20 protein-coding genes and 1 tRNA gene are annotated in these 20902 nt (G+C 71.1%); 13 read left to right on the top strand and 8 right to left on the bottom strand.

What is annotated here, in order from left to right; all coding sequences use genetic code 11:
- The first annotated feature begins 14 nt into the window (after nt 1–14).
- Both HC251_RS14760 and HC251_RS14755 read left to right on the top strand, forming a co-directional pair.
- Nucleotides 15–677: a TetR/AcrR family transcriptional regulator gene (locus HC251_RS14760; RefSeq protein WP_219941365.1), complete on the top strand. Its 663-nt coding sequence runs from the start codon at nt 15–17 to the stop codon at nt 675–677.
- Nucleotides 678–689: 12 nt separating this feature from the next.
- A complete protein-coding gene (locus HC251_RS14755; protein WP_255566423.1) occupies nt 690–1847 on the top strand; it encodes a ferritin-like domain-containing protein in 1158 nt (385 codons plus the stop codon).
- A 121-nt stretch (nt 1848–1968) separates the two neighbouring features.
- Here the strand turns inward: HC251_RS14755 and HC251_RS14750 are convergent, their stop codons facing one another.
- The 3 genes from HC251_RS14750 to HC251_RS14740 form a co-directional block, all read right to left on the bottom strand.
- Complete coding sequence (locus HC251_RS14750) at nt 1969–2763, bottom strand: enoyl-CoA hydratase (protein ID WP_219941364.1); 795 nt, start codon at nt 2761–2763, stop codon at nt 1969–1971.
- A gap of 76 nt (nt 2764–2839) precedes the next feature.
- Entirely contained in the window at nt 2840–3439 is a 600-nt protein-coding gene (locus HC251_RS14745) for a hypothetical protein (RefSeq protein ID WP_219941363.1), read from the bottom strand.
- Between the two features lie 89 nt (nt 3440–3528).
- Nucleotides 3529–4197: a VOC family protein gene (locus HC251_RS14740; RefSeq protein ID WP_219941362.1), complete on the bottom strand. Its 669-nt coding sequence runs from the start codon at nt 4195–4197 to the stop codon at nt 3529–3531.
- A 45-nt stretch (nt 4198–4242) separates the two neighbouring features.
- Here HC251_RS14740 and HC251_RS14735 point away from each other — a divergent pair.
- Nucleotides 4243–4319 (top strand) — tRNA-Pro (locus tag HC251_RS14735).
- A gap of 12 nt (nt 4320–4331) precedes the next feature.
- On the opposite strand, the gene xerC is transcribed toward HC251_RS14735, so the two are convergent.
- Complete coding sequence (xerC, locus tag HC251_RS14730) at nt 4332–5555, bottom strand: tyrosine recombinase XerC (RefSeq protein WP_219941361.1); 1224 nt, start codon at nt 5553–5555, stop codon at nt 4332–4334.
- Between the two features lie 132 nt (nt 5556–5687).
- Here xerC and HC251_RS14725 point away from each other — a divergent pair, with 132 nt between their 5' ends.
- Both HC251_RS14725 and HC251_RS14720 read left to right on the top strand, forming a co-directional pair.
- The gene (locus HC251_RS14725) at nt 5688–6050 is read left to right on the top strand and encodes a hypothetical protein (RefSeq protein ID WP_219941360.1); all 363 of its coding nucleotides are present in this window, start codon (nt 5688–5690) and stop codon (nt 6048–6050) included.
- 197 nt (nt 6051–6247) lie between these two features.
- Nucleotides 6248–6418, top strand: coding sequence for a hypothetical protein (locus HC251_RS14720; RefSeq protein WP_219941359.1), 171 nt, complete (start codon nt 6248–6250; stop codon nt 6416–6418).
- A 121-nt stretch (nt 6419–6539) separates the two neighbouring features.
- On the opposite strand, the gene mobF is transcribed toward HC251_RS14720, so the two are convergent.
- Nucleotides 6540–9155, bottom strand: a complete 2616-nt coding sequence (gene mobF, locus HC251_RS14715; protein ID WP_219941358.1) for a MobF family relaxase — start codon at nt 9153–9155, stop codon at nt 6540–6542.
- A gap of 443 nt (nt 9156–9598) precedes the next feature.
- Nucleotides 9599–11905 (bottom strand): TIM-barrel domain-containing protein, encoded by a 2307-nt coding sequence (locus tag HC251_RS14710; RefSeq protein WP_219941357.1) that lies wholly within the window; start codon nt 11903–11905, stop codon nt 9599–9601.
- Nucleotides 11906–12330: 425 nt separating this feature from the next.
- Between HC251_RS14710 and HC251_RS14705 the strand changes: the two genes are divergently transcribed.
- A complete protein-coding gene (locus HC251_RS14705; protein ID WP_219941356.1) occupies nt 12331–14421 on the top strand; it encodes an alkaline phosphatase family protein in 2091 nt (696 codons plus the stop codon).
- Between the two features lie 1179 nt (nt 14422–15600).
- Here the strand turns inward: HC251_RS14705 and HC251_RS14700 are convergent.
- On the bottom strand, nt 15601–16143 hold the full coding sequence (locus tag HC251_RS14700; protein WP_219941355.1) for a hypothetical protein: 543 nt from the start codon (nt 16141–16143) through the stop codon (nt 15601–15603).
- 43 nt (nt 16144–16186) lie between these two features.
- On the opposite strand from HC251_RS14700, the gene HC251_RS25665 reads away from it, so the two are divergent.
- Together HC251_RS25665 and HC251_RS14695 are read left to right on the top strand one after the other, a co-directional pair.
- Entirely contained in the window at nt 16187–16318 is a 132-nt protein-coding gene (locus tag HC251_RS25665) for a hypothetical protein (RefSeq protein WP_255566422.1), read from the top strand.
- A gap of 134 nt (nt 16319–16452) precedes the next feature.
- On the top strand, nt 16453–16728 hold the full coding sequence (locus HC251_RS14695) for a hypothetical protein (protein WP_219941354.1): 276 nt from the start codon (nt 16453–16455) through the stop codon (nt 16726–16728).
- A 275-nt stretch (nt 16729–17003) separates the two neighbouring features.
- Here HC251_RS14695 and HC251_RS14690 read toward each other — a convergent pair whose 3' ends face one another.
- Nucleotides 17004–17402 carry a helix-turn-helix domain-containing protein gene (locus HC251_RS14690; RefSeq protein WP_219941353.1) on the bottom strand — a complete coding sequence of 133 codons (399 nt, stop codon included), beginning with the start codon at nt 17400–17402 and terminating at the stop codon, nt 17004–17006.
- Between the two features lie 128 nt (nt 17403–17530).
- Here HC251_RS14690 and HC251_RS14685 point away from each other — a divergent pair, with 128 nt between their 5' ends.
- From HC251_RS14685 to HC251_RS14665, 5 genes are all read left to right on the top strand, one after another.
- Nucleotides 17531–17992 carry a CAP domain-containing protein gene (locus tag HC251_RS14685; protein WP_219941352.1) on the top strand — a complete coding sequence of 154 codons (462 nt, stop codon included), beginning with the start codon at nt 17531–17533 and terminating at the stop codon, nt 17990–17992.
- A gap of 117 nt (nt 17993–18109) precedes the next feature.
- Nucleotides 18110–18943, top strand: a complete 834-nt coding sequence (locus HC251_RS14680; RefSeq protein WP_219941351.1) for a DUF4397 domain-containing protein — start codon at nt 18110–18112, stop codon at nt 18941–18943.
- A 9-nt stretch (nt 18944–18952) separates the two neighbouring features.
- Entirely contained in the window at nt 18953–19618 is a 666-nt protein-coding gene (locus HC251_RS14675) for a class F sortase (RefSeq protein ID WP_219941350.1), read from the top strand.
- Between the two features lie 52 nt (nt 19619–19670).
- Nucleotides 19671–20246 carry an RNA polymerase sigma factor gene (locus HC251_RS14670; protein WP_219941349.1) on the top strand — a complete coding sequence of 192 codons (576 nt, stop codon included), beginning with the start codon at nt 19671–19673 and terminating at the stop codon, nt 20244–20246.
- Nucleotides 20239–20895, top strand: coding sequence for an anti-sigma factor (locus tag HC251_RS14665; RefSeq protein ID WP_219941348.1), 657 nt, complete (start codon nt 20239–20241; stop codon nt 20893–20895). The genes HC251_RS14670 and HC251_RS14665 overlap by 8 nt, the downstream gene beginning before the upstream one ends.
- Nucleotides 20896–20902: the final 7 nt, after the last annotated feature.

The raw sequence follows: 20902 nt of genomic DNA, 5'->3' as shown, positions 1-20902 counted from the left end.
ATCATCGTCGCTCGATGGCCATGCCCGCCGAGCCGCTCGAGGCCGCCCCCCCACCCCCGGCCGACGGGGACGCCCCCGCCGACGCACTGGGCGACCGGTTGCTCGAGGCGGCCGCCGAGGTCTTCGCCGAGCGCGGCTACGACCGGGCGGGGGTGGCCCAGATCGCCCGGCGCGCCGGGGTCACCACCGGTGCCATCTACAGCCGCTACGCCGGCAAGGCCGAGCTGCTCGTCGCCGCCCTCGAGGCCCACACCACCGACGAGCTGGACTCGCTCTTCGCCGACCACCGCTTCGAGGGCCGGGCCCAGGACGTCCTGGCCATCGCCGGCAGCCACCTGGTCGAGCGCTCGGCGTCGCCCGAGACCGAGAAGGGCACCGCCCTCCTCAACGAGGCCTTCATCGCCGCCCGCCGCGACCCCGCCGTCGCCGCCCTCCTGCACCGCGAGGCGCTCGACCGGCAGACCAAGCTGCGGGCCCTCATCGAGGCGGCCAAGGAGACCGGCGGCATCTCCACCCGGCTCGACACCGAGGCGCTGGTGACGTTCTGCCACGCCCTCGGCTTCGGCTTCCTGCTGCTCGACGTGGCCGACGTCCCCATGCCCGCGGCGCAGCCGTGGGAGCAGCTGATCGCTCACCTCCTGGCCGCCCTGGCCGACCCTCCCACCCCGACCTCCTAGAGGAGCTTCCCCATGGCCATGACCGACACCCCGTCCACCGCGGACGACGACCGCGCCCGCACGGCCGACCTCGAGGCGATCCTCTCGGTCTCCAACACCGACGTCGACGAGGCGATCCACTCCGTCGCCGACAACGCCGACGCCATCTTCACGTGGGACTACGAGAAGGGCGCCCGTCCGGCGCTCGACAAGCTCTACGAGAAGGCCAAGCACTCGCAGTGGAACGGCCAGACCGACCTCGACTGGTCGATCGAGGTCGACCAGGAGGAGTTCGCCGCCGCCCTGTCGGAGATGCGCCGCATGCAGATCGCCGAGGCCGGCATCGACCTCAAGGGCACCCCGTTCGAGGTGTGGGACGACAAGGAGTGGACCCAGCTGTCGATGGAGACCCAGAACTGGTCGCTGTCGCAGTTCATGCACGGCGAGCAGGGCGCCCTGCTGTGCACGGCCAAGATCGTCGAGACGGTGCCGTGGATCGACGCCAAGTACTACGCCGCCACCCAGGTGATGGACGAGGCCCGCCACGTCGAGGTGTTCGCCCAGTACCTCGACCTGAAGCTGAACGGCCACTACCCGATCAACGCCCACCTGAAGGCGCTGCTCGACGACATCATCAACGACAGCCGGTGGGACATGACCTACCTGGGCATGCAGGTGATGGTCGAGGGCCTGGCCCTCGCCGCCTTCGGCATGGCCTACCAGACCACGCCGGACCCGCTGCTCAAGCAGCTCCTGCGGTACGTGATGAGCGACGAGGCCCGCCACGTGGCCTTCGGCGTGCTCAGCCTCAAGGAGTTCTACGAGGGCCTGACCGACGCCGAGATGCTCGAGCGCCAGGAGTTCGCCTTCGAGGCCGCCATCCGCATGCGCAACCGCTTCCTCCAGCAGGAGGTGTGGGACCGCATGGGCGTCGACGTCAAGAAGGCCCTGAAGCTGTTCGACGTGCCCGACGAGGTCAAGAACCAGGACCCGTTCCAGCAGCTCCTGTTCTCCAAGATCGTCCCCAACTGCAAGAAGCTGGGGCTGCTCGACGCCAACGACGGCTGGCTCCGCAAGCGCTTCGACACCCTCGGCGTCACCCAGTTCGAGGACTGGGTCGACACCGGCGAGGAGTACGAGCTGCTCGACGCGGTGACCCAGGACCGCGAGGCCGCCGCCGAGACCGCCTGAGTGACCAGCTGGGGTCAGATTCTCTCCGACCGGGTGACGACGCTGGACGGGCGACGACGCGGTCGGAGTGAGTCTGACCCCCGGTGCGCGGCGAAGCGGTCGGCAACGAAGCCGGGCCGGGTCAGCTCTGCTGGGCCCGGCCCCGCTGGGTGATGGCCTCGCGGCGGCGGGCCACCTCCTCGGGGTCGAAGTCGCGCTGCCAGGCGGCGGCGACGCGGGCCTCGAGGGCCCAGGCGTCGGCGCCGGTCAGCTCGGCGCCCTCGCGGTAGGTCGCCAGGATCCGCTGGACGGCGGGGCCGTCGTTGGACGCCACGTCGCGGCCGAGGGCCTGCGCCGTGGCGACGAGGTCGTCGTGGGCCACGACCTGGTTGACCAGGCCCCAGGCCAGGGCGGTGGGGGCATCCACGAAGTTGCCCGTCGTGCTCATCTGCCGGGCCCGGGGGAACCCGATCCACTGGGGGAGCAGCACGGTGAGGCCCCAGCCGGGCTGGATGCCGACGCGGGCGTGGGTGTCGGCGAACCGGGCCCGCTCCGACGCGATGAGGAAGTCGCACGCCAGGGCGACCTCCAGCCCGCCGGTGACGGCGGCCCCGTTGATGGCGCCGATCAGTGGCTTGGTCCGGGGCAGGAACGGGCCGCGCCGCGCCGCCGCGGCCTGGTCGGCCCCGCCGGCGGCGCCGCTGGTCGAGAGGTCGAGCGAGCCGCTGCCGACCTCGCGCAGGTCGAGCCCGGCGCAGAACACCGGGTCGGCGCCGGTGAGCACGACGGCGGCGACCTCCGGGTCGGCGTCGGCCTCGGCCAGGGCCCGGGGCAGCTCGCGCAGCAGCTCGCGGGAGAGGGCGTTGCGGGCCTCGGGGCGGTTGAGGGTGACGGTGGCGACGCCATCGGCCACCTCGACGAGCACGACATCGGTCATGCCGCCGAACCTAGGTCACCCCCGCCGGCCGGGAGCCAGACGACACGGATGGTGCCAGGCACCATCCGTGTCTCGCTCAGTCGTCGTCCTCGGGCGGGAGGTAGTCGAGCTTGACGTCGCCCAGGCGGACGAGGGTCGAGGCGATCCAGCCGCCCATGGCGGCGAAGTGCGAGTCGAGCACCGAGCCGTCGGCCAGGACCTCCTCGGCCACGTCGTAGCTGCCCTCGTAGCTGACCTCGACGGCGTACTCCTCGGGCTGGAGGTCGGGGTCGTAGATGGTCTCCAGTGTGGGGCTCGAGCGCTGCAGCGTCTCGCCCCCGATCGGCGAGGACTCCTCGGGCAGGATCGACAGGATCGACGACACGTCCGGGGCGGTGCCGATGCGCTGGAGCCGCATCACGATCTCGATCTCGATGCGGGGCGGCTCGTCGAGCTCCTCGCCGATGTACCACGACCGGTAGGCGGTCTGGGCCCAGGTCGGCCAGTCGAGGGTGATGTCGGCTCGGGTGCGGGCGGGAACCCCCTCGCCCGGGAGGCTGTAGGAGGTCTCCCAGGTCAGGTCACCGAGGAGGACGTCGGCCTGGAACCGCTCCTCGAAGGCCTGGCGCTCTAGGAACGCCGACTCCATGGCGTCACGCAGGGCTCCGATGGCGTCGGTGAAGACGTGGTCGAGCATCAGTGGGGCACGGCGGGCATCGGAGGCACCGGCCGACCCTATCTGTGGACCCCCGCCGATCCGGTGCCGCGTCGGGGCCGATCGGAGCCTCAGCCCCGGCCCGGACGGGGGGTCATCAAGGCGATGGGGGTGCGCAGGCCGAGGTCGCGGTGGCGGACGGTGGCGATCTCCCGACCGGCCTGCACCGCGGGGCGGGCGGGACCGAGGTGCTCGCCCAGCACGGCCCGGGCCCCGGCCAGGTCGGGGCAGACCAGGGCCACGCCGAAGGAGCGGAGCCCCGGCCGGGGATCCTCTGGCGGCTCGGCCGGGGCCACCAGCTCGAGCACCAGGGAGCCGACGACGAAGAACGTCTGGCGCACGGGGGTGCCGTCGCCCAGGGCATGGTCCCGGCCGCGGCGGGGGGTGAGGCCGACGCGGGCGGCGGCGTCGATGGTGCGGGCCAGGTCGTCGGTGAGCAGGACGATGTGGTCGATCGTCGTCACCCCGCACGGGTGGTCGACCGGATCGGCGGGCGGCCGGTCCGACGCCGTGGTCGGGAAGCCGTCGAGGGTGGTGGCGGCGTCGACCGGGAGGTGGCGCAGGCCCCACCCGACCACGCCCTCGCCGGCTGCGGGTCCCACCAGCTCCACCGTCACCGGGCCGATCCGGCACCGCCCGTCGGGGTCGACGGTGAAGCCGGCCGCCGCCCAGGCCCCCGGATCCTCGGCGACCTGCAGGGTGGCGACCTCGGGGGCGGGCAGCGGGGCGGGCTCGTCCATACGGGGGCGATCATGCCCGAGACCGTGCGGTACCGTGACGCCCGACGGGCCGTGGCGCAGCTTGGTAGCGCACCTGCTTTGGGAGCAGGGGGTCGGGAGTTCAAATCTCCCCGGCCCGACCACATAAGCCCAGGTCAGGGGCTTGCGGGAGGATCGGACTGCGGGCCGGATCGGGCGGACTCCGCGAAAACTCCGCGTGACTCAGCGTGCTGCGAAGACATCCTCCGGGACGGATCGTCGGAGGTCGGGACGGCATGGGACGACGGCCTGACGTTCTGAGCGGTGACGGCGTCTCGCCGCATCTCGTCAAGCCGAGCCGTCAGCGCTTCGTCGAGCTTCGGGAAGAGGTGCCCGTAGCGGTCGAGAGTGACGGTGATGGACGAGTGCCCCAGGCGCTCCTGAATGGCCTTGGGGTGGGCGCCGAGGGCGATGCAGAGGGCGGCGCAGGTGTGGCGGAGGTCGTGGAAGCGTGTCCGCTCGGGGAGCTCGGCGGCACGGACCGCCGGCTTGAAGCAGCGTCGGTAGAAGTTCTTGTGGTTGATGACCTCGCCTTGGGGCGAGGTGAAGACGAAGGCCTCAGGGTGCTTGGGTCGCCCCGTGAGGTGGACGGCCAGGTTGTCGACGAGGAACGGCGGGAGGGTGACCGAGCGACGCTCATAGGTCTTGGGCTGGCCGAAAACGAGCCCGTGACCCTGTACCTCGGTGACCGACTCGGCGATGGTCAGCCGACCGGCGTCGAGGTCGGTGCGGCCGACGCGGAGGGCTTCGATCTCCCCGGCGCGCATCCCGGTGTACGCGGCGACCCGGATCATGGTCGAGTACTGCGGATCGATCGACGAGGCGAGGGCCTCGACCTGCTCCGCGGTGAGGAACACCATCTCCGCCTTCGGCGACGCCGGGACCTTCACCCCGTCGCACGGGTTGGCCCGGATGGCTCCCTCCGACTGGGCAACCCCAAGGACCAAGCGGAGGACCTTGCGGGCGCCTCGCACGGTGCCGGGCGCGTTGCCGGCCGCAATCTCAGCGGCGATGAAGCGCCGGACCTCGGTCGAGGTGATCGCTCCGACGGCCCGATCGGCGAACGTCGGCATGACGTGGACTCGCAGCAGGGCCTCGTAGTCGGCTCTTGTCTTGAGCTTGAGGTGGGCGGACCCGTCGAGCCACTCCTGTGCCCACCGGGAAAAGAGGGTGCGTCCGAGGCGTGGGTCGACGTAGTCGCCGCGGTGCATCTCGCTCTTCATGGACGTGAGCCACCGGTCGGCTTCGGCCCGCGTCCGGTGGTGCTTGACCCGTTCCCGACCGGTGGGGTCCCGGTAGGACGCCTCCCACCGACCGCTCTTCAGCTTCTTCACTGCCACGACGCCGACCTCCGAGATCGTCCAGACCTCTAGGCCCGGAAACTCCAAGAAGGTCGACATCACGCCGTCAACGAGCGGTTTCCATCCTGCCCCGTGACGACGTCGGCTGAACGGGGTCGCGAGACTCGGTTCGTGGGCCACGACGAGATTGCCGACCGATATGACCGGCTTGCTCGGCAGGTCTCATGGTGGGCGTTCGAGGAGCTCGACGACCGTCCGGAGTGGGAGCGGGAACACGGCATCTGGACCGAGCGCTGCCGCATCTGCCGGCGCGATCTCGAGGTTGACGACTTCGGCGAGTGTGAGTCGTGCCGCGCCGCGGGCGGCTGGTGCCGATGGTGCGGCCTGGACCGCATCGCGTACCGCTCCCGGCTGTGCTGTCGGACCTGTTATCGCTGGCTCATCCGCAACGAGGACCGCTGGAACGACGAGGAGCTCTTGGCCCGCCTGCGGGTCGTCGTGGAGCGGCGCCGGAGACGCCGACACCCCCGGTAGACGTGGCGCGGACACTGCCGCACTCTGACCTGGGCATCCACCACGAATGTCACACCATCGCCTACCGTCTTGGGCAGTGTTGGCGAGACGTGGGCGAAGGCCCACCGCCGACACGACGAGGCCGAGCATCATCGCTCGGCCTCTTTCGCGCCCCGTCTGACCACGGTCACCCGGGGCGTCTCCCCCGAGGAGGCGCCATGCCCAAGCGGACCCGCTTGGCTCGAGCGCGCAAGTTCCTCGCCGAGATCACCGAGCTGGTGGTCTCCATCGAGGTGCTGACGGTTGCCATGACCAGTTTGACCCGGAAGGTGACGATCTTCGTCCTCGTCCTGGCCGCACTGCTCACGGTCCTCCGCGCGCTGCTCTAGCCGACGCCCATCGCTGAACCCGCCTGCGCCAACCTCGGGGCGGAGCTATGTCCAAAGGCAGGTCAGCGATCGTCGACACACAGGGCGGGCAACGGAGGCCGGATCAGGTGGACTCGGTGGGTCACCTGCGCAGCACGGGCTGGTCCCGCTCGCCCTGGGCGAGCTGCTCGAGCCGCTGCCGGACCGCAGCTTCGTGATCCTGTGGAGTGGTCGCCGGGCGGAGGACTCGACCGCTGAGCCGCTCTCGGGTGGCAAGCGCGCTCTCGGTCGAGGGCGTTCGGGTGAGGACGGCGGCAAGGGCGTCGGCGGAGTCGAGGGAGCCGGAGTCGTCAAGGACGAGGGCGGTGTTGGTGTGTCGGCCACGGGTGAGGGCGACATAGGCCTGGGCCCTGGTGGTGGCGGGTTCGAGGACGGCGATGCCGATGTCGGTGGTGTCGCCTTGGTTGCCGTAGCCGGTGACGGCCCAGCCGAGCTCGACGTGGGCCGAGACGTAGTCGGCGGGGAGGCTGACGGTGCCCCGGTCGGGACGTTCGACGACGAGTGAGCCGTCGCGTCGGGTGGCGAGGACCGTCCAGGTGTGGCGGTTGCGAACCTCGTTGCCCTTGTTCGTGGCGAGGGTGCGGTCGTTGTGGCGGGTGGCAATGGTGTCGCCGGCCCCGGTGTGGGTGCCGTCGGCCAGGCGGACGGTGCTCCGTCTGGGAGGCGCCGTCGCTCGCTGGATGGCGACGTTGATGCGTCGGGCGGTGTCGGCGGTCGTCGTGGTGATGGCGATGGTCTGCCCGACCTCGTCGTGGCGGAGGTAGCGGCGGGCGACTCGTTCGGGGAGGAGGACCGGGTGGACGGTGGTGAGGCGGTCGTGGTCGGCGTAGGTCTCTGCGGCGCCGGGGTCGCCGGCTCGGAGTGCGAGTGATGCGGCTGCTTCCCATGGTTCGGTGAACCGGCGGGGCTCGGCCAGGTGGTGGTGGGGGAGGGTGGTGGTCCAGTGGGCGAAGGTGCCACCGCGGCCGACGGCGGGGAGCTGATGGGGGTCGCCGACACAGACGAGCCGCCATCCGTTGGCCTCGACGAGGCGCATGAGCCGGTGGAGGTCGTCGGTGGTGGCCATGCCGGCTTCGTCGACGATCACGGTCGTCTTGCGGGGCCACTGTCCGAACGGGCGCCGGGCGTGGGCGAGCAGGAACGAGGCGATCGTGGTGGCCTCGCAGCCAGCCTCGGTGGCGAGCACGTCGGCGGCCTTTCCCGACGGCGCCAGCGCCACGACGGAGCGGCCCTGGGACTTCAACCGAGCAACGGCGGCCGCAGTGGCGGTGGTCTTGCCGGTGCCGGCGGGTCCGACGACGAGTACGAACCGGTCGAACCCGGCGATGCCGCGAGCGCCGGCGCGGGCTGGGTCGGTGCGGCCGCCGATGGTGCCGACGTTGGCCTGGGCCCAGCGCTGGAGGTCCGTCTCCTGGTCGAGGACGTGGGCGGTGGTGAGTCGTCGATCGGTGACCGCCTCCGACACCGGGCGACCGTCCCGGCGCAGCGGACCGGCGCCGGGCGGCGCGAGTTCGACGCAACGCTCGGCGGCGACCGAGGCGAGACGGTCGATCCGCTCGACGGCGTCGACCGCCGTCGGGTCGTCAGGTGCGATGAGGGTCGCGACGTGGCGAGCGAGGTCGGCCTCGAGCCATGTCGCTGTTTCCTCTTCGGCTCGGCGGAGGGCCTCGGTGACGATGTCGTCGTCGATCATCCCGGTGCGTGGCGGCCGGTCCAGGACATCGACGGCCAGGTCCACCTCCTGACCGGTCGCAGCGGCACGGTCGGTCCACTCGTCGTGGAGGGTCGCCGCGTCCACGCCGTGGTCTTTGCCGGGCCGCGACGCCAGGACGGCTCGGCGTTGGAGGTCGGCGATGGTGCGGGGGTCGGGGTCGGTGCCATCGTGTTCGACCGACCAGCGGCCGATCAGGTCGGCCAGGGCCTCGTCGACCTGCGCCGAGCGCCGGGAGAACTCCCCAAGCAGCGTTGTCGGGATGCCGTCGATGTCGGCCTGGCCACCGGCTATCACCTTCCAGGCGACACCGAGCCGGGAGGTGAGCTCGCTGCGCAAGGCAGCGTCGTAGACCCATCCGATCGTGCGCTGCTGCTGCTTGAGGAATCGGGCATCGAGCGAGAGCCACCGCCCGGTCAGGTCCTGGACCTTGGCAGCGATGACGGCGTGGGTGTGCAGCTGCGGGTCCATCGTCCGCGACGTGTGCTGACGCAACACCGCGACGGTCAGCCCGACCGTGTCGACCTGGTCGACGCCGTCCTTCCCACGCCGAGTCACAGCGCCGTGGCGTTCGAGGTAGCCGAGGGCGGCGTCGACCGCTGCGTCGTGGGCGGCGAGGACCTCGGCCCGCACCCACCGATCCGGGGTGAGCGCCCACAACACCGACACCGACTTCGGCGCCGAGAACGTCGCATCGAACCCACGAGCCGACGAGTCTCCGAACCGACGACCCAACCGCCGGCCGGACTGCGGGGCGTGGCCCTCGAGCACGGCCCGCAGGTCCTCACCGGTGACCTCGCCGTCGAGACCGAGGACATGCCGGCCCCGGCCCCACCACCGTCCCGCCGGCTCGTCAGGGTCGAGGTAGTACTCGACCGGCCCCCGCTGCGGGCCGGACCGCTGGCGATCCTCGGCCAGGCCGGCGTAGTAGGTCAGCAGCCCGCCCAGCCGGTCGCCGGCCGCCTTGAGCGTCGTGACCCGCATCATCCGACCACGACCCCACGCCATCGAGGTCGTGCGCCGGGTCGTGCTCGCCGGAGTGCACTCGTCTGTCCTTCGATGCCCTTCTAGGCCTGTCGGAGGGCCGAGGTCTGACAAGAAACCTAGGACAGGCGTCCGTTCACGTCGTTGGTGGGACCGACCCTCTTGGAGGTCTCGTGCGGCTCGGTGGAGGGCCGGAGTGGGGACGCCCGGGTGCGTTGTCGATACCGCGCGACAGTCATCAGCGCAGTCGCGGCCTCATCGAACCGAGGTCGCCCAAGTCGCCGTCCGTAGTCAGAATCGGGGTGGGTCGCCGCGGTCACTTGCGGCGGCCTTGCACTCACGCCGGGTGGTTCCCGGACTTTCACGAAAGATCGTTGACGGCCGCTCGGATGGCGCGGGGACCTGGGACTTCGGGACGGTCTTGGGCCCGTGGAAGCGCTCGCGGGTCATGGCGTCCGCGAGTCGCCTGTCGACGGTGCTCCGCCGAACTGGTCCCGTGTGGTGGTGAGGAGTCGGCGGGCTGCTGCGAGGGTCGACGTGGCGACCGGGGGATCCCCCGGGTTGAGCGATTGAAGTTCTGTCCAGACCTGGAGGTAGCGCTCGAGCAGGGCGTCCAGGCCGTCGAACCGGTTCCGCAGCTCGCCGAGCTCCGACGTGAGCGTCCACGGGTCCCGTTCGATCCGGTCGACCGTCTGGGAGAGCGTGACGATCTGGCGGTTGTCCTCTTGGAGCAGGGTCCGGGTCCGCTCACTGATGAGGTCGATCCGCCGGGCCAGTCCCGGGTAGCCGTCGATGAGCGCCTCGGCCTCGGCTCGGTGCCGCGCGGTGCTGCGCTCGACGGCGACGAGAACGCCCTGGCGAAGGTCGACCCGAGGCAGCGACACGACCACCGCGGTGCTGGCCGCGTCGTACCGCCAGTGGCCGTCGAGGGGCCGAGGCGCCCACGGGACCACCTCGCCGTCGACGCACACCGAACGCGGGGGAGCCTCGCCGACGAAGCGGATCTCGACGGGCCTCCGGCGCAGCCACCCCCGGTAGGTTCCCAGAGCGGCACCGATGCGCACGGTGCGCCGCGAGGTGGTCGAGCGATGGTTCAGCGCGACCGAGACAGCCCGCCCGCTCTCGTAGCCGGTGGTCACGCCATCGTCCTCGTAGAAGGTGTGCTGGCCGGCGGGACCGGGATAGGCGGTGACGACGAGGTTGGGGTAGGAGGCGGCATCGAGGCGGCGCACGCCGCGCTGACCGGGGAGCACCGTGCCCGCTCGCACGAACACCGGCACCTCCGCCAGCAGGTAGCGACGTTCGAGCCAGCGTCCCTCGTCGTCGTCGATGTCGAACCGGACGCCGTGGGCCACATCGAACCACTCGCCCTTGGGGAGCCACACCCGCACCGCTGCCATGTCGTCGTCGTCCGTCGGCCGCACGACAGGGGCGACCACCATCTGGTCACCCAGCTGGTACTGGTCGGTCGCTTCGTAGGCGGCGGTCGCCTCGGGGTGCTCGTGGTACATCGGTCGCACGAGCGACAGGCCGGTGTCGACGCCGCGCCGGCACTCGCCGTAGATGTACGGGACCAGCTCGTACCGGCGGCGGACGGCATCGATCATCACCGTGCGGTACGGGTTGGGGAACTCCCAGAGCCGACGTTCCTGGTCGGGGCCGAGCGCGCCGTGGGTGCGGAGGATGGGCGAGTGCGCGCCGAACTGGATCCACCGGGTGTAGAGCTCAGGGTCGGGCGCAGATCCGAAGTGGCCGCCGATGTCGTGACTCCAGTACCCGTAGAGGACGTTGGCGGCCGTGGCCGTGAACTCGGGTTGGAAGGCGAGCGATTCCCACGCTGCGTGGGTGTCGCCGGAGAAGCCGATCGGGTAGCGCCCGGCGCCGAGGCCTCCCCAGCGGCTGAAGATGAGCGGCCGGCGGTCGGGTCGGCGCTGCGCCTGGTCGTCCCAGTGCAGGCGGTTGAGCCACGCCAGCGGATCCAGCCCAGGGATCGAGGACTCCGCGCCTTGTTGCCAGTCCATCCACCAGAAGTCCACGCCGCGGTCCTCCTCCGGGTGGTGGAGGAGCCGGAAGTAGGCGTCGACGAACCGCGGGTCGGTGACGTCGAACGGGACGCGATCGACGGTCTGGGGATCGAGGCCAACGGCGTCGCACATCGCCGCGAATGCGTCCTCGTGGCGGCCGACGCCATCCGCAGGGTGGAGGTTCAGCGCGACGCGAAGCCGGCGCTCGTGGAGCCGCTCGAGCGTCTCGGTCGGATCAGGGAACAGGTCCCGGTCCCACGAGTACCCGGTCCACCCGACCCGGTGCCAGTCCATGTCGATGACGAGGACGTCGACGGGCACGTCGTTCCGGTCGAGCTGCTCCGCGAGCTCCAGGAGCTCCCGGTCGGTGTAGGGGTAGTACCGGCTGTACCAGTAGCCGAACGCGTAGCGGGGCGGCAGCGGCTGGGAACCGAAAAGCTGAGCCCCCGCCGCGAGGGCGGAGGCGTGGTCGTCGCCATAGGCGAACAGGTAGAGATCTCGCCGCTCGCCGGGCGGGCGCGGAACCGGCCAGCAGCGCGACTGAGCGCCCGGATCTTCGCTTGCGTCGAGGACCACCGTGTCGCTTTCGTCGACGACCACCCAGCCGTCGCGACACAACAGCCCGGGCTCGAGGAGCTGCTCCTCCCACTCGTGGACGAAACCCGTCTGGGCGTCGAACCCCACTGGACGGGCGGTCTTGTTGCCCTTCCAGGTGTCGAGCGTCCGCACCGTTCCTCCGAGGTTGCTCTCACATGCCTTTCCGAAGTGCCAGTCGGTGGCCGTGGCGCCAGATCCGATCCGGGCTCGCAGTTGGTCCGCTGAGAACGGCCGATCGACATCGGAGCAGTGCAGGAGCACGGCTCCGGTGTCGACGGCGAGCGTGCGGCGATCTGTGCGTGCCTCGAATGGCGTGGTCGGGAACCGTCGGTTCACCACTGCGAGCGTCGGCCGGTCCTCGAAGATGCCATCGGATGAGTACTCGATGCGGAGCAGGCGGTCGGTCAGGACCGTCACCCGCACGTTGCCATGCGAGGCGACCTGCTGCGGACGGGGTGTTGGGGTGGCTGTTGAGAGCGCCATGGGGTGCTCAGTTTGGTCGGCGGGACCGATCGGCGGGCTCCACCTCGCGTCCGTGCCTGCCGAGGAACCCCGCCTTGGAGCTGCCCGATCATCACCGCCATGCCGTCCCTCTCGGGTCCTCACCGGGGACAGACGGCCTTGGCTACAGTCGGGCCGCGCAGGGGCTCGACGATCGACGGGGACACACGATGCACCACGGGGAGCAACGCCGGCCGTGTCGCGACCGGAGGGGCGGTCTCGCCCTGGTCGTCGGCGCCCTGCTGGCGGCGGCGCTGCTGTTCACGCCGTTGGCGGCGCCGGTCGCCGCCGCCACCCCTGCCGAGGACCAGTGCTTCATCACAGCTGCCCACCGTGTCTTCCTCGACCGGGAACCGTCGCCGGGCGAGCTCGACCGTTGGGGTAGGGATCTGGCTGCTGGGCGGCTGCCCGGTGACCTGCCTGACAGTCTGGCGACCAGTGATGAGTGGTTGTCGGTCGAGGTGTCCCGGCTCTATCGATCAGCCCTGGAGCGGGCTCCAGAGCCGGAGGGTCTCGCGTTCTGGACCGAGCGGCTGCGGACCGGTGGGTCCGTCCGACATGTCGCCGCCCGGGTGTACGGCTCGCCGGAGCTCCATGCTCGGGCCGGCGGCACCGACGAGGCCTTCGTCGCTGCCCTCTACGATCGCATCCTCGGCCGGGCGGCGGAGCCGGGCGGGCTCGCCCACTGGTCCAGGGAGGTGGGTAGGCGAGGCCGAGTTGGCGTCGCCGCGCAGATCTTCGGCTCGTCCGAGTCCCGGACCGCCCGGGTCCAGTACCTCTACGACCGGGTCCTTGACCGGACAGCCGACCCGGCCGGGCGGAGCTACTGGACCCGTCGCCTGGTTGACCTCGACGACGTCCGCCTCGCGGTGCTCCTCGCCGCCAGTGCCGAGTTCTTCGAGGTGGCCCAGCGGGACTGTGGGCAGCCCGAGGTGCCTCGGACCGAGCACGTGGTCGTCATCGACTGGGACGGCTTCGACCCGGCCTTCCTCGAGCTGGCCGACACCCCCGCCATCGACGCCTTGGTGGCCCGGGGCAGTTCGTCGATCGCTACGGCCACGTTCCAGACGCTGTCGAACCCGTCGCGAGCGTCTCTGGTCACGGGGGCCCTTCCCCGTACCCACGGCAACGCCGGCTACTACTTCGACGAGGCCGCTGGCGTGGCCCGGGCCCAAGGGCGGGCCCTCGAGGCTGAGACCATCGCCGAAGCCGTGGGTCGCCAGGACCGGACCGTGGCGTCGGTCCAGTGGTACATGACAGAGGACCACGGGACCTCGTACGGCGATCCGCGCCAGCTCTACGTCGAGCCCGGCGGGCCTTTCCGCCAGCGGGTCGACGCCGCCATCGAAATCCTCCACCAGCGGCCTGTCGACTCCGGCGGACGCCAGGTAACCGTCCCCGAGATCCCTGCCCTGCTGGCCGTCTACGGCGGTGACATCGACACCCTGGTCCACGACGAGGGCACTGCCAGCCCCACCCTGCCAGGGCTCATGGTGGAGATGGACGCCCAACTCGGTCGCCTGGTGCAAGCCACCCGCGATGTCGGCATCTTCGAGGAGACGACCTTCATCCTCACCGGCGACCACGGCATGACGGACGTCGACAGCAGCGCCCTGCCCGACCTGCTCGAAGCCATCGACGCCACGGGCTACCAAACCGGCGTGCTGTTCCCCCCGTACCTGACCACGCCCAATCCCAGCACCGAGGTCGTCGTCATCCAAGGCGACCGGGCCGCCGACATCACCCTCCGCGGCACCGCTGACTCACCCGAGGGCCGCCTGGCCGTGGCCGCCGCCCTCGACGGCCTTGTCGGTGACCTCCTCACCGAGGTGCTCGCCGAGGACGACTTCGCCGCCCTCGGCGCATCGGACAAGTTGGGCGACTTCCAAGCGATCCCCGAGCCGCCTTACACCCTGTCCCTCGTGGAGACGCCGGGGCAGCCGCGCGCCGGCCACGCCTCGCGGGCCGAGCAGGAAGTGCCGTTGATCGTGTCCGGGCCCGGGTTCTGCACTGGCGTCGCACCCACGGCCCCCGAGCTCATCGACGTGGCTCCGACCATCGCTGCCCTGCTCGGTGTCGAGCCACCGGCCGACGCCGACGGCCGGATCCTGAGCGAAGCACTGGCCGGCACCTGCACGTCCGGCTGAGCTTCAGGGCGGGCTGGCACTGGGACCGAAGACGGGTTGGCTCAGGGGTGCATGAGCCGAACGACGACGTCATCGAGGCGGGTCGAGGTCCCGAACCGCGATGTGGTCAGGTACTCGCCTGCCATGCAGTTCTGGCTCGCGAGTCCTCGGCGCCTTGCTCCGTCACTGGTTCAGGTTCGTGATGTTCGGCGCCGCTGCTGCGCACGGCGCCCTGCGGCTGGCCCGGGACCTCGAACGTGTGCTTCAAGTGACGCCCGAGAACCGGGACCGGGTCGGCGAGGTGCTCGTCGAGCTCGAAGCCGGGCGCCTGGTCGGCGGGCCTTCGAAGGGTTCGTGCCGCCGCATCGGGACGGAGCCTTCGTGGCCCCGATGGAGCCTCGACCTGGCGCACCGTGCTCGGCGACCTCGACGTCTTGAGAGGGTCGCCGTCACCCGACGGCGAGGCGCGCTATGCGGACCCCGACGAGCCAGCGGTGACGTTGACGATCGACGGCCACGCGGTGCGGGTGGCGGCTTCTTGACGACGTGATCACGTCGAACGAGACCGTCGACCGACCATCCGACCGAGAGGCTCGCCCCGAACTGCGACGCCTCGCTCAGAGGCGCAAGATCCCTCGGGCCGACGGCCGGGATCTGGAGCCTCCTGGCCTCTGAGGTCCGCGAAAACTCCGCGAGACGCGCGAGATCCGGGGTTATCCGGCGGTACAGGCTGGGACAGGAAACCACCGCTGACCTGCGGAAATCGTCTCTGACCAGGACCGACGGAAACGCGCCTCGGCGACTTTGGGAGCAGGGGGTCGGGAGTTCAAATCTCCCCGGCCCGACCACGCTCCCCTGGCAGCGGGTGTGGGGTCCTGTTGCCGTCGCCGCAGCCTCCGGCCTCCAGACCACAACGGGACCACAGGGGCAGCGGGGCGGCCCCGCGGGGTGCACCAAAGTGGCCGGGCAAGGCGCTTCGCATCGGCCAGGTCACCGCCCACATCTTCAAGCGGTACCCGTACCTCGCCGCCCAGCCGGCCCCTACGCCCGAAGATCAGGCACTCCGGGACCCGGTTCCCCGCCCTGGCTCCCAGCGGCGCAGCACCGACCGCAGGCGCCAGTACGACCGCTCAGCGCTCAACGAGGGCTACCTGACGAAGAAGTTCCCAGCCCTGCGGAGACGGTGACCTCGGCAGAGGTCTAGACCGGCGTCGACTGGTTCGTCGAGGTCCCTGGATGACCGAACATTGTTCTCGTCCATGGATGCTCACGAACGAGCCCATTGAGAATTGGGGTGTCGAACTCGTCCGTGAGTTCGAGGAGGAGCTCCGCCAACTCTTCTAGATCGTCTGAGGTTACCGCCTCGAATGTGTATTTCGGCCCGTTGAGACGATCGGGAAACACTGCCTGGTTAACTACGCCATCCTCAACGGCAACTGGTTGATGGATGTATCGGTTACGTTTCTGCCAGGCTTCCTGAGCACGCCGCAGCCAGTCGAGCGAGTCCTCCCTTGCCTGCGTTGGCTCGAAAGCATCAAGTGTCTTCCTTGCTACCTTTAGTCGTTTGGCCGCTGACTCCCGAGCAAAGAGGAAGAGGCCACCCTGTTGAGTCATCCCGAGAGTTGCTGCTGCAAGGAGCGTGAAGCGAAACTCAAGTTGAGCCCCAGTAGCGGTGCACTTTCCTAAAGCACGGAAGAAATCATCTGGCACGTCCTGCAATGAAGCGACCGCTGCGCCTGTCACGGACCGGAATCGTAGTGATCATGGCTCGGAGCCTTGGCGAGCAATGGGTGGGATCGGTCCGCCCCTGGACCACAACACCGACCTCACCGCCGGCCGCACCGTCCCGCTCACCGACGACCTCCTTGCCGAGCTGGCCTCCGACCCCGAGGACGAGCGGCCATCCAGGTCAGCCTGACCGCCACGGCCGAGCGCCAGGTCCGGGATCTCCGCGGCCGCCGCCGCAAGGCCGCTGCGGCCGCGCTGACCGAGCTGCTGGCCCAAGGCTGCGCCGCCGCCGGCTATCGCCTCGCCGGCTCCACGCTCGATCACGTGTGCAGCCGTCACCTCTACGGCGCTGACCGGATGCTGACTGCCTGGCCCGCCGACGACGAGGTCATCGTCCTCGCCATCGCTCGCCACGACTCCGCAGCGGGAGACGTCTACACCCCCCTCCTCGCCGCCCTCGACCTCGAGGTCCCCGACGAGGAGCGCCAGAAGCCCTCCTGCTGCGACGACGAGGGCCATCCACCCGCCGACGAAGCCACCGCCCTAGAGATCGCCGACGCCCTCTCCCGCCACACTCGCTCCCGCCGCCGCGTCCATTAGCGGCCCACCCCGGTATGGGGTACTGGGCGCTCAGTGAACGCCCGTCGGCGCACCCCGCGAGACCGCCTTGACGACGGTCCGCGATGCCGCCGCTAGCCGAGAAATGTGGTGTGGTCGGGCCGGGGAGACTTGAACTCCCGACCCCCTGCTCCCAAACCCGCCATGGGTCGTCCGACGTCAAACCGCTGACCCGGGGAAAAAATGCGCCATGGCCAGGGAATGCTCAAGGCTTGGTTAGTGGCCCGGAGTGGCCGCAGATGGCCGGTTGCGGCGCCCTACTGGTCCTGTTGTGGGTCGGCGATGCCCTCGTCGAGCGCACCGGTGAGGTTGGCCCGATCGCGGAGGACGCGCATCACCTGGGCGAGGAGATGGCGGTCCTCGGCGTGTTGGCGGACGAGGTCGAGGGCGTGTTTCACGTCGGCGAGGGAGAGGACCTCGATGCGGACCGGCGACGCCCCCCGAACGGGCTCGAGGACGCCGGCATCGATCCACGCTCGGACGGTCGGCTGGGACAGCGAGAGCACCGCAGCCGCCTCGGATACCTTCACGCCCCGCTCGCGGGCTGCGACCCGACGGTGGAGGTCGTCGAGCGAGCGACGGCGCTCGGGGTCGTCCTCATGTGCGGCCAGGTCTTGGAGCGTGATCAGATCGTCCACGACGTCGATGATCGACATGGAGCGAAGGCTACACCGCAAGTTGCGGAAATCTAGCGGGAATCGAAGGCGGGCAGTTGGGTGAGGGCGGATCACCCAGTCGACTCATCGCGGTGGCGGGTCGCAGCCCCTCGCTATGTTGCGTTCCCATGACGAACATGACGAATGTGACGAAGCGGTCGCTGCGGCGCCCGACGTCGAGGATCGTGCTCGCCGGCGTCGCCGTGCTGGTCGCGCTCCTCCTGGCCGCATGCCTGACCTCGGGGCAGGACGCCGTCCTCCGCGAGCTCAACAGCGACCGCCGGGCCCACGGCCTGGCGTCGCTCCCGGCGCACGGCACGCTGACCGCCAAGGCCCAGGCCTGGGCCGAGAAGATGGCCCGGGAGGGGCGGCTGTCGCACTCCAACCTCGCGTCCGGGGCGCCGCGGTGCTGGCAACGCCTGGGTGAGAACGTCGGCTACGGCTCCTCGGCCGCCGCCGTGCAGGACGCGTTCATGCGGTCGTCCGGGCACCGGGCCAACGTCCTGGGCCGGTGGACCGACGTGGGTGTGGGCTACGCCAAGGCGGGCAACCGGGTGTACGTGGTCCAGGTCTTCATGGTCCGCTGCTGACGGGCGGCGGGCGGCGGCGGCGGTGCCGTCGACGAGGAATCTCCGCCCGGGTGCATCCAGCGGGCGCCCTCGGCGCGAAGAGAGGGGCACACACCCACACCCTGGAGGACACCCCAGATGCGCACCCGAACCCGATCCCGCACCCGTCCGCTGGTCGCCTCGACGATCGCCGCCGCAGCCGTCGCGCTGCTCGCCGTGCCGGCCGGCGCCCAGGAGGGCAACGCGTCCGTGGTCGTCGTCCACGGGATCCCCGACACGCCCGTCGACGTGTACGTGAACGACGAGCTCACGCTCGACGACTTCACCTTCGGCACGGTCACCGAGGCCCTCAGCCTGCCGGCGGGCGACTACGCCCTGGCCGTCCGGGGCGCCGACGCCGAGGCGACCGCCGACCCGATCCTCGAGGCCGATGCGACGCTCGCCGCCGGCGACGACGTGTCGATCGTGGCCCACCTCAGCGAGGGGGGCGACCCGACGCTCACGCCGTTCGCCAACGACACCGCCCCGACCGCCGCCGGCCAGGGTCGTCTGATCGTCCGCCACACCGCCGCCGCCCCGGCGGTGGACGTGCTGGCTGGTGGGTCGCCGGTGTTCACGAACCTGGCCAACCCGAACGAGGCCAAGGCCGACCTGCCGGCCGGGACGGTCTCGGCCGCCGTGGCCCTGGCCGGGACCACCGACCCGGTGATCGGCCCGGCCGACGTCCCCGTGGTCGAGGGCCAGGCCACCATCGTCTACGCCGTGGGCAGCGCCGAGGCCGGCAACCTGGACGTCCTCGTCCAGACCATCTCGGGACTGCACTCGAACCCGAGCGCGGTCGACACGGGCAACAGCGGCCTGGCCGCTGACGGCTCCGGCACCTCCGTCGCCCCGGTGGCGATGGTCGGTGGCGCCGCCCTGGGCGTCGCCGCCCTCGGCATCGCCGTCGCCCGTCGACGCACCGCCGCCTGAGAGACGTCCGTGGGCCGACGACTCCTCCTCGTGCTCGTCGTGAGCGCCCTGGTCGCCGCCTGTGGCGGGGACCAGGGCGCCGCCCCGCGCCCGGCGGAGCAGGCGGCGGCCCCCGCCTCGTCGGCCCCCGACCCGACGACCCCCGAGACGACCGAGCCCGGTGCCGACGAGGCCTCGCCGCCGGCGATCGGCACCCAACCGGCGACGCTCGACGCGGTCCAGGCGAGTGCGGCGATCCCCACCCCCGCCCGGCTGACGATCGACCGCATCGGCGTCGACGCCCTCGTCGTCCCGGTGGGCGTGGAGGCCGACGGCACCATGGAGGTGCCGGCCGCCCGGGACGTGGGGTGGTACCGCTTCGGCCCCGCCCCCGGTGGATCCGGCTCGGCGGTCCTCGCCGCCCACGTCGACTTCGACGGCGAGGAGGGGGCGTTCTTCCGGCTGCGCCAGCTCGCACCGGGCGACGCGGTGGTGGTGACCACCGCCGACGGCGCGACGCAGCGGTACGTCGTGACCGAGCGCCGCCAGGTCCCCAAGCTCGACCTCTCCGACAGCGGCGTGTTCGACCGGACGGGTCCGCCCCGGCTCACCCTCATCACCTGCGGTGGGGAGTTCGACCGGGACGCCCGCTCCTACCGGGACAACGTCGTCATCACGGCGGCCCCGGAGGGGTGAGGTGGCGGCCACCCTCACCACCCCACCGCACGCCCCGCGGTACGGTCCGGCGGTGCCCGCCGGACCCGAACGTCAGGGCGTGAGCCGGCGGGACGCAGCCCCCGACGACGAGCGATCGGTCGAGGCCGCCTTCCTCGCCGGCCCCGACGGACTGCGGAACGTCTGGAGCGCCTACGGCGACCTGGTGCACACCTTCTGCAGCCGGACCCTCGATCGCGACCGCGCCCTCGACGCCACCCAGGAGGTCTTCATCACCGCCTGGCGCCGGCGGTCCACCTTCGACCCGGAGCGGGGGTCGCTGGCCGGCTGGCTGATCGGCATCGCCCGGCACAAGGTGCTCGGCACCCTGCGCACCGAGGGCCGGGCGCCGGTGCCCGTCGAGTCGGCGTCCATGCCCCAGGGCTCGGTCGACGACGTCGTCGACCGCATCGCCGACCGGATGCTGGTGGCCCACGCCCTCGACGCCCTGCCCGAGCGCACCCGCCGGGCCGTCACCCTCGCGTTCTATGAGGGGCGCACCCACCAGGAGGTCTCGGAGGTCCTGGGCCTACCGTTGGGCACGGTGAAGAGCGACATCCGACGGGGGATCACCCGTCTGCGGCGCACCCTGGCAGGCCTCGATGACTGACGAGCGCGACACCCCCGGCACCGACCCGCTCGACGGGCGCATCCTCGCCGCCTGGCGCGACCTCACGCCGGAGGACCATCGGCGGGAGGCCCCACCCGCCGGGGCCTGGGAGGGCATCGCCCGAGAGCTCGGCACCGACGGTGACGTCGACGCCGACGACGACGCCGTGGGTGCCGGTGCCCGGGTGACGCCGTTGCCGGCGCGCCGTCGGCGACCGCCGATGACGTGGCTGGCCGGCGTGGCTGCCCTCCTGCTCGTGGGCGTGGTGGCCTCGGTGGTCCTCGCCTCCCGTGGGGCCGACGGGACGGTGCAGTCGCGGGCCGAGCTGAGCTCGGAGGGCCTGGCGGTCGAGACCCGATCCCGGGGGACCGCGCGCCTGGTCGTCGAGGGCAACCGGGTGCGGCTGGACGTCGAGCTCGCCGACCTGCCGGACCTCGAGGACGACGAGGTGCTCGAGGTGTGGTTGATCGATCCGGACTCGGGTGGTCTCCAGTCGGTCGGCCTGACCGACGGGGAGACGACGCTGCTGGTGCCGTCTGCGGTCGACACCGAGCGCTTCTCGGTGGTGGACGTCTCCATCGAGCCGACCGACGGTGACCCTGCGCACAGCGCCGAGAGCGTGGTGAGGGGCGCCCTCGAGACCGTCTGACGGTCGG

Origin of the sequence: Iamia sp. SCSIO 61187 (genome assembly GCF_019443745.1) — a bacterium.
In the GTDB taxonomy this organism is placed as follows: Bacteria; Actinomycetota; Acidimicrobiia; order Acidimicrobiales; family Iamiaceae; genus Iamia.
The sequence above is the reverse complement of the archived record's forward strand: the minus strand, read 5'-3'. Positions and strand labels throughout refer to the sequence as shown.

What these genes read in the sequence shown, in the direction of transcription:
- HC251_RS14680 (WP_219941351.1), top strand. Translation starts at nt 18,110, where the DNA reads ATGCGCACCCGAACCCGATCCCGCACCCGTCCGCTGGTCGCCTCGACG.
- HC251_RS14760 (WP_219941365.1), top strand. Translation starts at nt 15, where the DNA reads ATGGCCATGCCCGCCGAGCCGCTCGAGGCCGCCCCCCCACCCCCGGCC.
- HC251_RS25665 (WP_255566422.1), top strand. Translation starts at nt 16,187, where the DNA reads ATGGGTGGGATCGGTCCGCCCCTGGACCACAACACCGACCTCACCGCC.
- HC251_RS14745 (WP_219941363.1), bottom strand. Translation starts at nt 3,439, where the DNA reads ATGCTCGACCACGTCTTCACCGACGCCATCGGAGCCCTGCGTGACGCC.
- HC251_RS14755 (WP_255566423.1), top strand. Translation starts at nt 690, where the DNA reads ATGGCCATGACCGACACCCCGTCCACCGCGGACGACGACCGCGCCCGC.
- HC251_RS14750 (WP_219941364.1), bottom strand. Translation starts at nt 2,763, where the DNA reads ATGACCGATGTCGTGCTCGTCGAGGTGGCCGATGGCGTCGCCACCGTC.
- HC251_RS14740 (WP_219941362.1), bottom strand. Translation starts at nt 4,197, where the DNA reads ATGGACGAGCCCGCCCCGCTGCCCGCCCCCGAGGTCGCCACCCTGCAG.
- HC251_RS14685 (WP_219941352.1), top strand. Translation starts at nt 17,531, where the DNA reads ATGACGAACATGACGAATGTGACGAAGCGGTCGCTGCGGCGCCCGACG.
- HC251_RS14720 (WP_219941359.1), top strand. Translation starts at nt 6,248, where the DNA reads ATGCCCAAGCGGACCCGCTTGGCTCGAGCGCGCAAGTTCCTCGCCGAG.
- mobF (WP_219941358.1), bottom strand. Translation starts at nt 9,155, where the DNA reads ATGATGCGGGTCACGACGCTCAAGGCGGCCGGCGACCGGCTGGGCGGG.
- HC251_RS14665 (WP_219941348.1), top strand. Translation starts at nt 20,239, where the DNA reads ATGACTGACGAGCGCGACACCCCCGGCACCGACCCGCTCGACGGGCGC.
- HC251_RS14690 (WP_219941353.1), bottom strand. Translation starts at nt 17,402, where the DNA reads ATGTCGATCATCGACGTCGTGGACGATCTGATCACGCTCCAAGACCTG.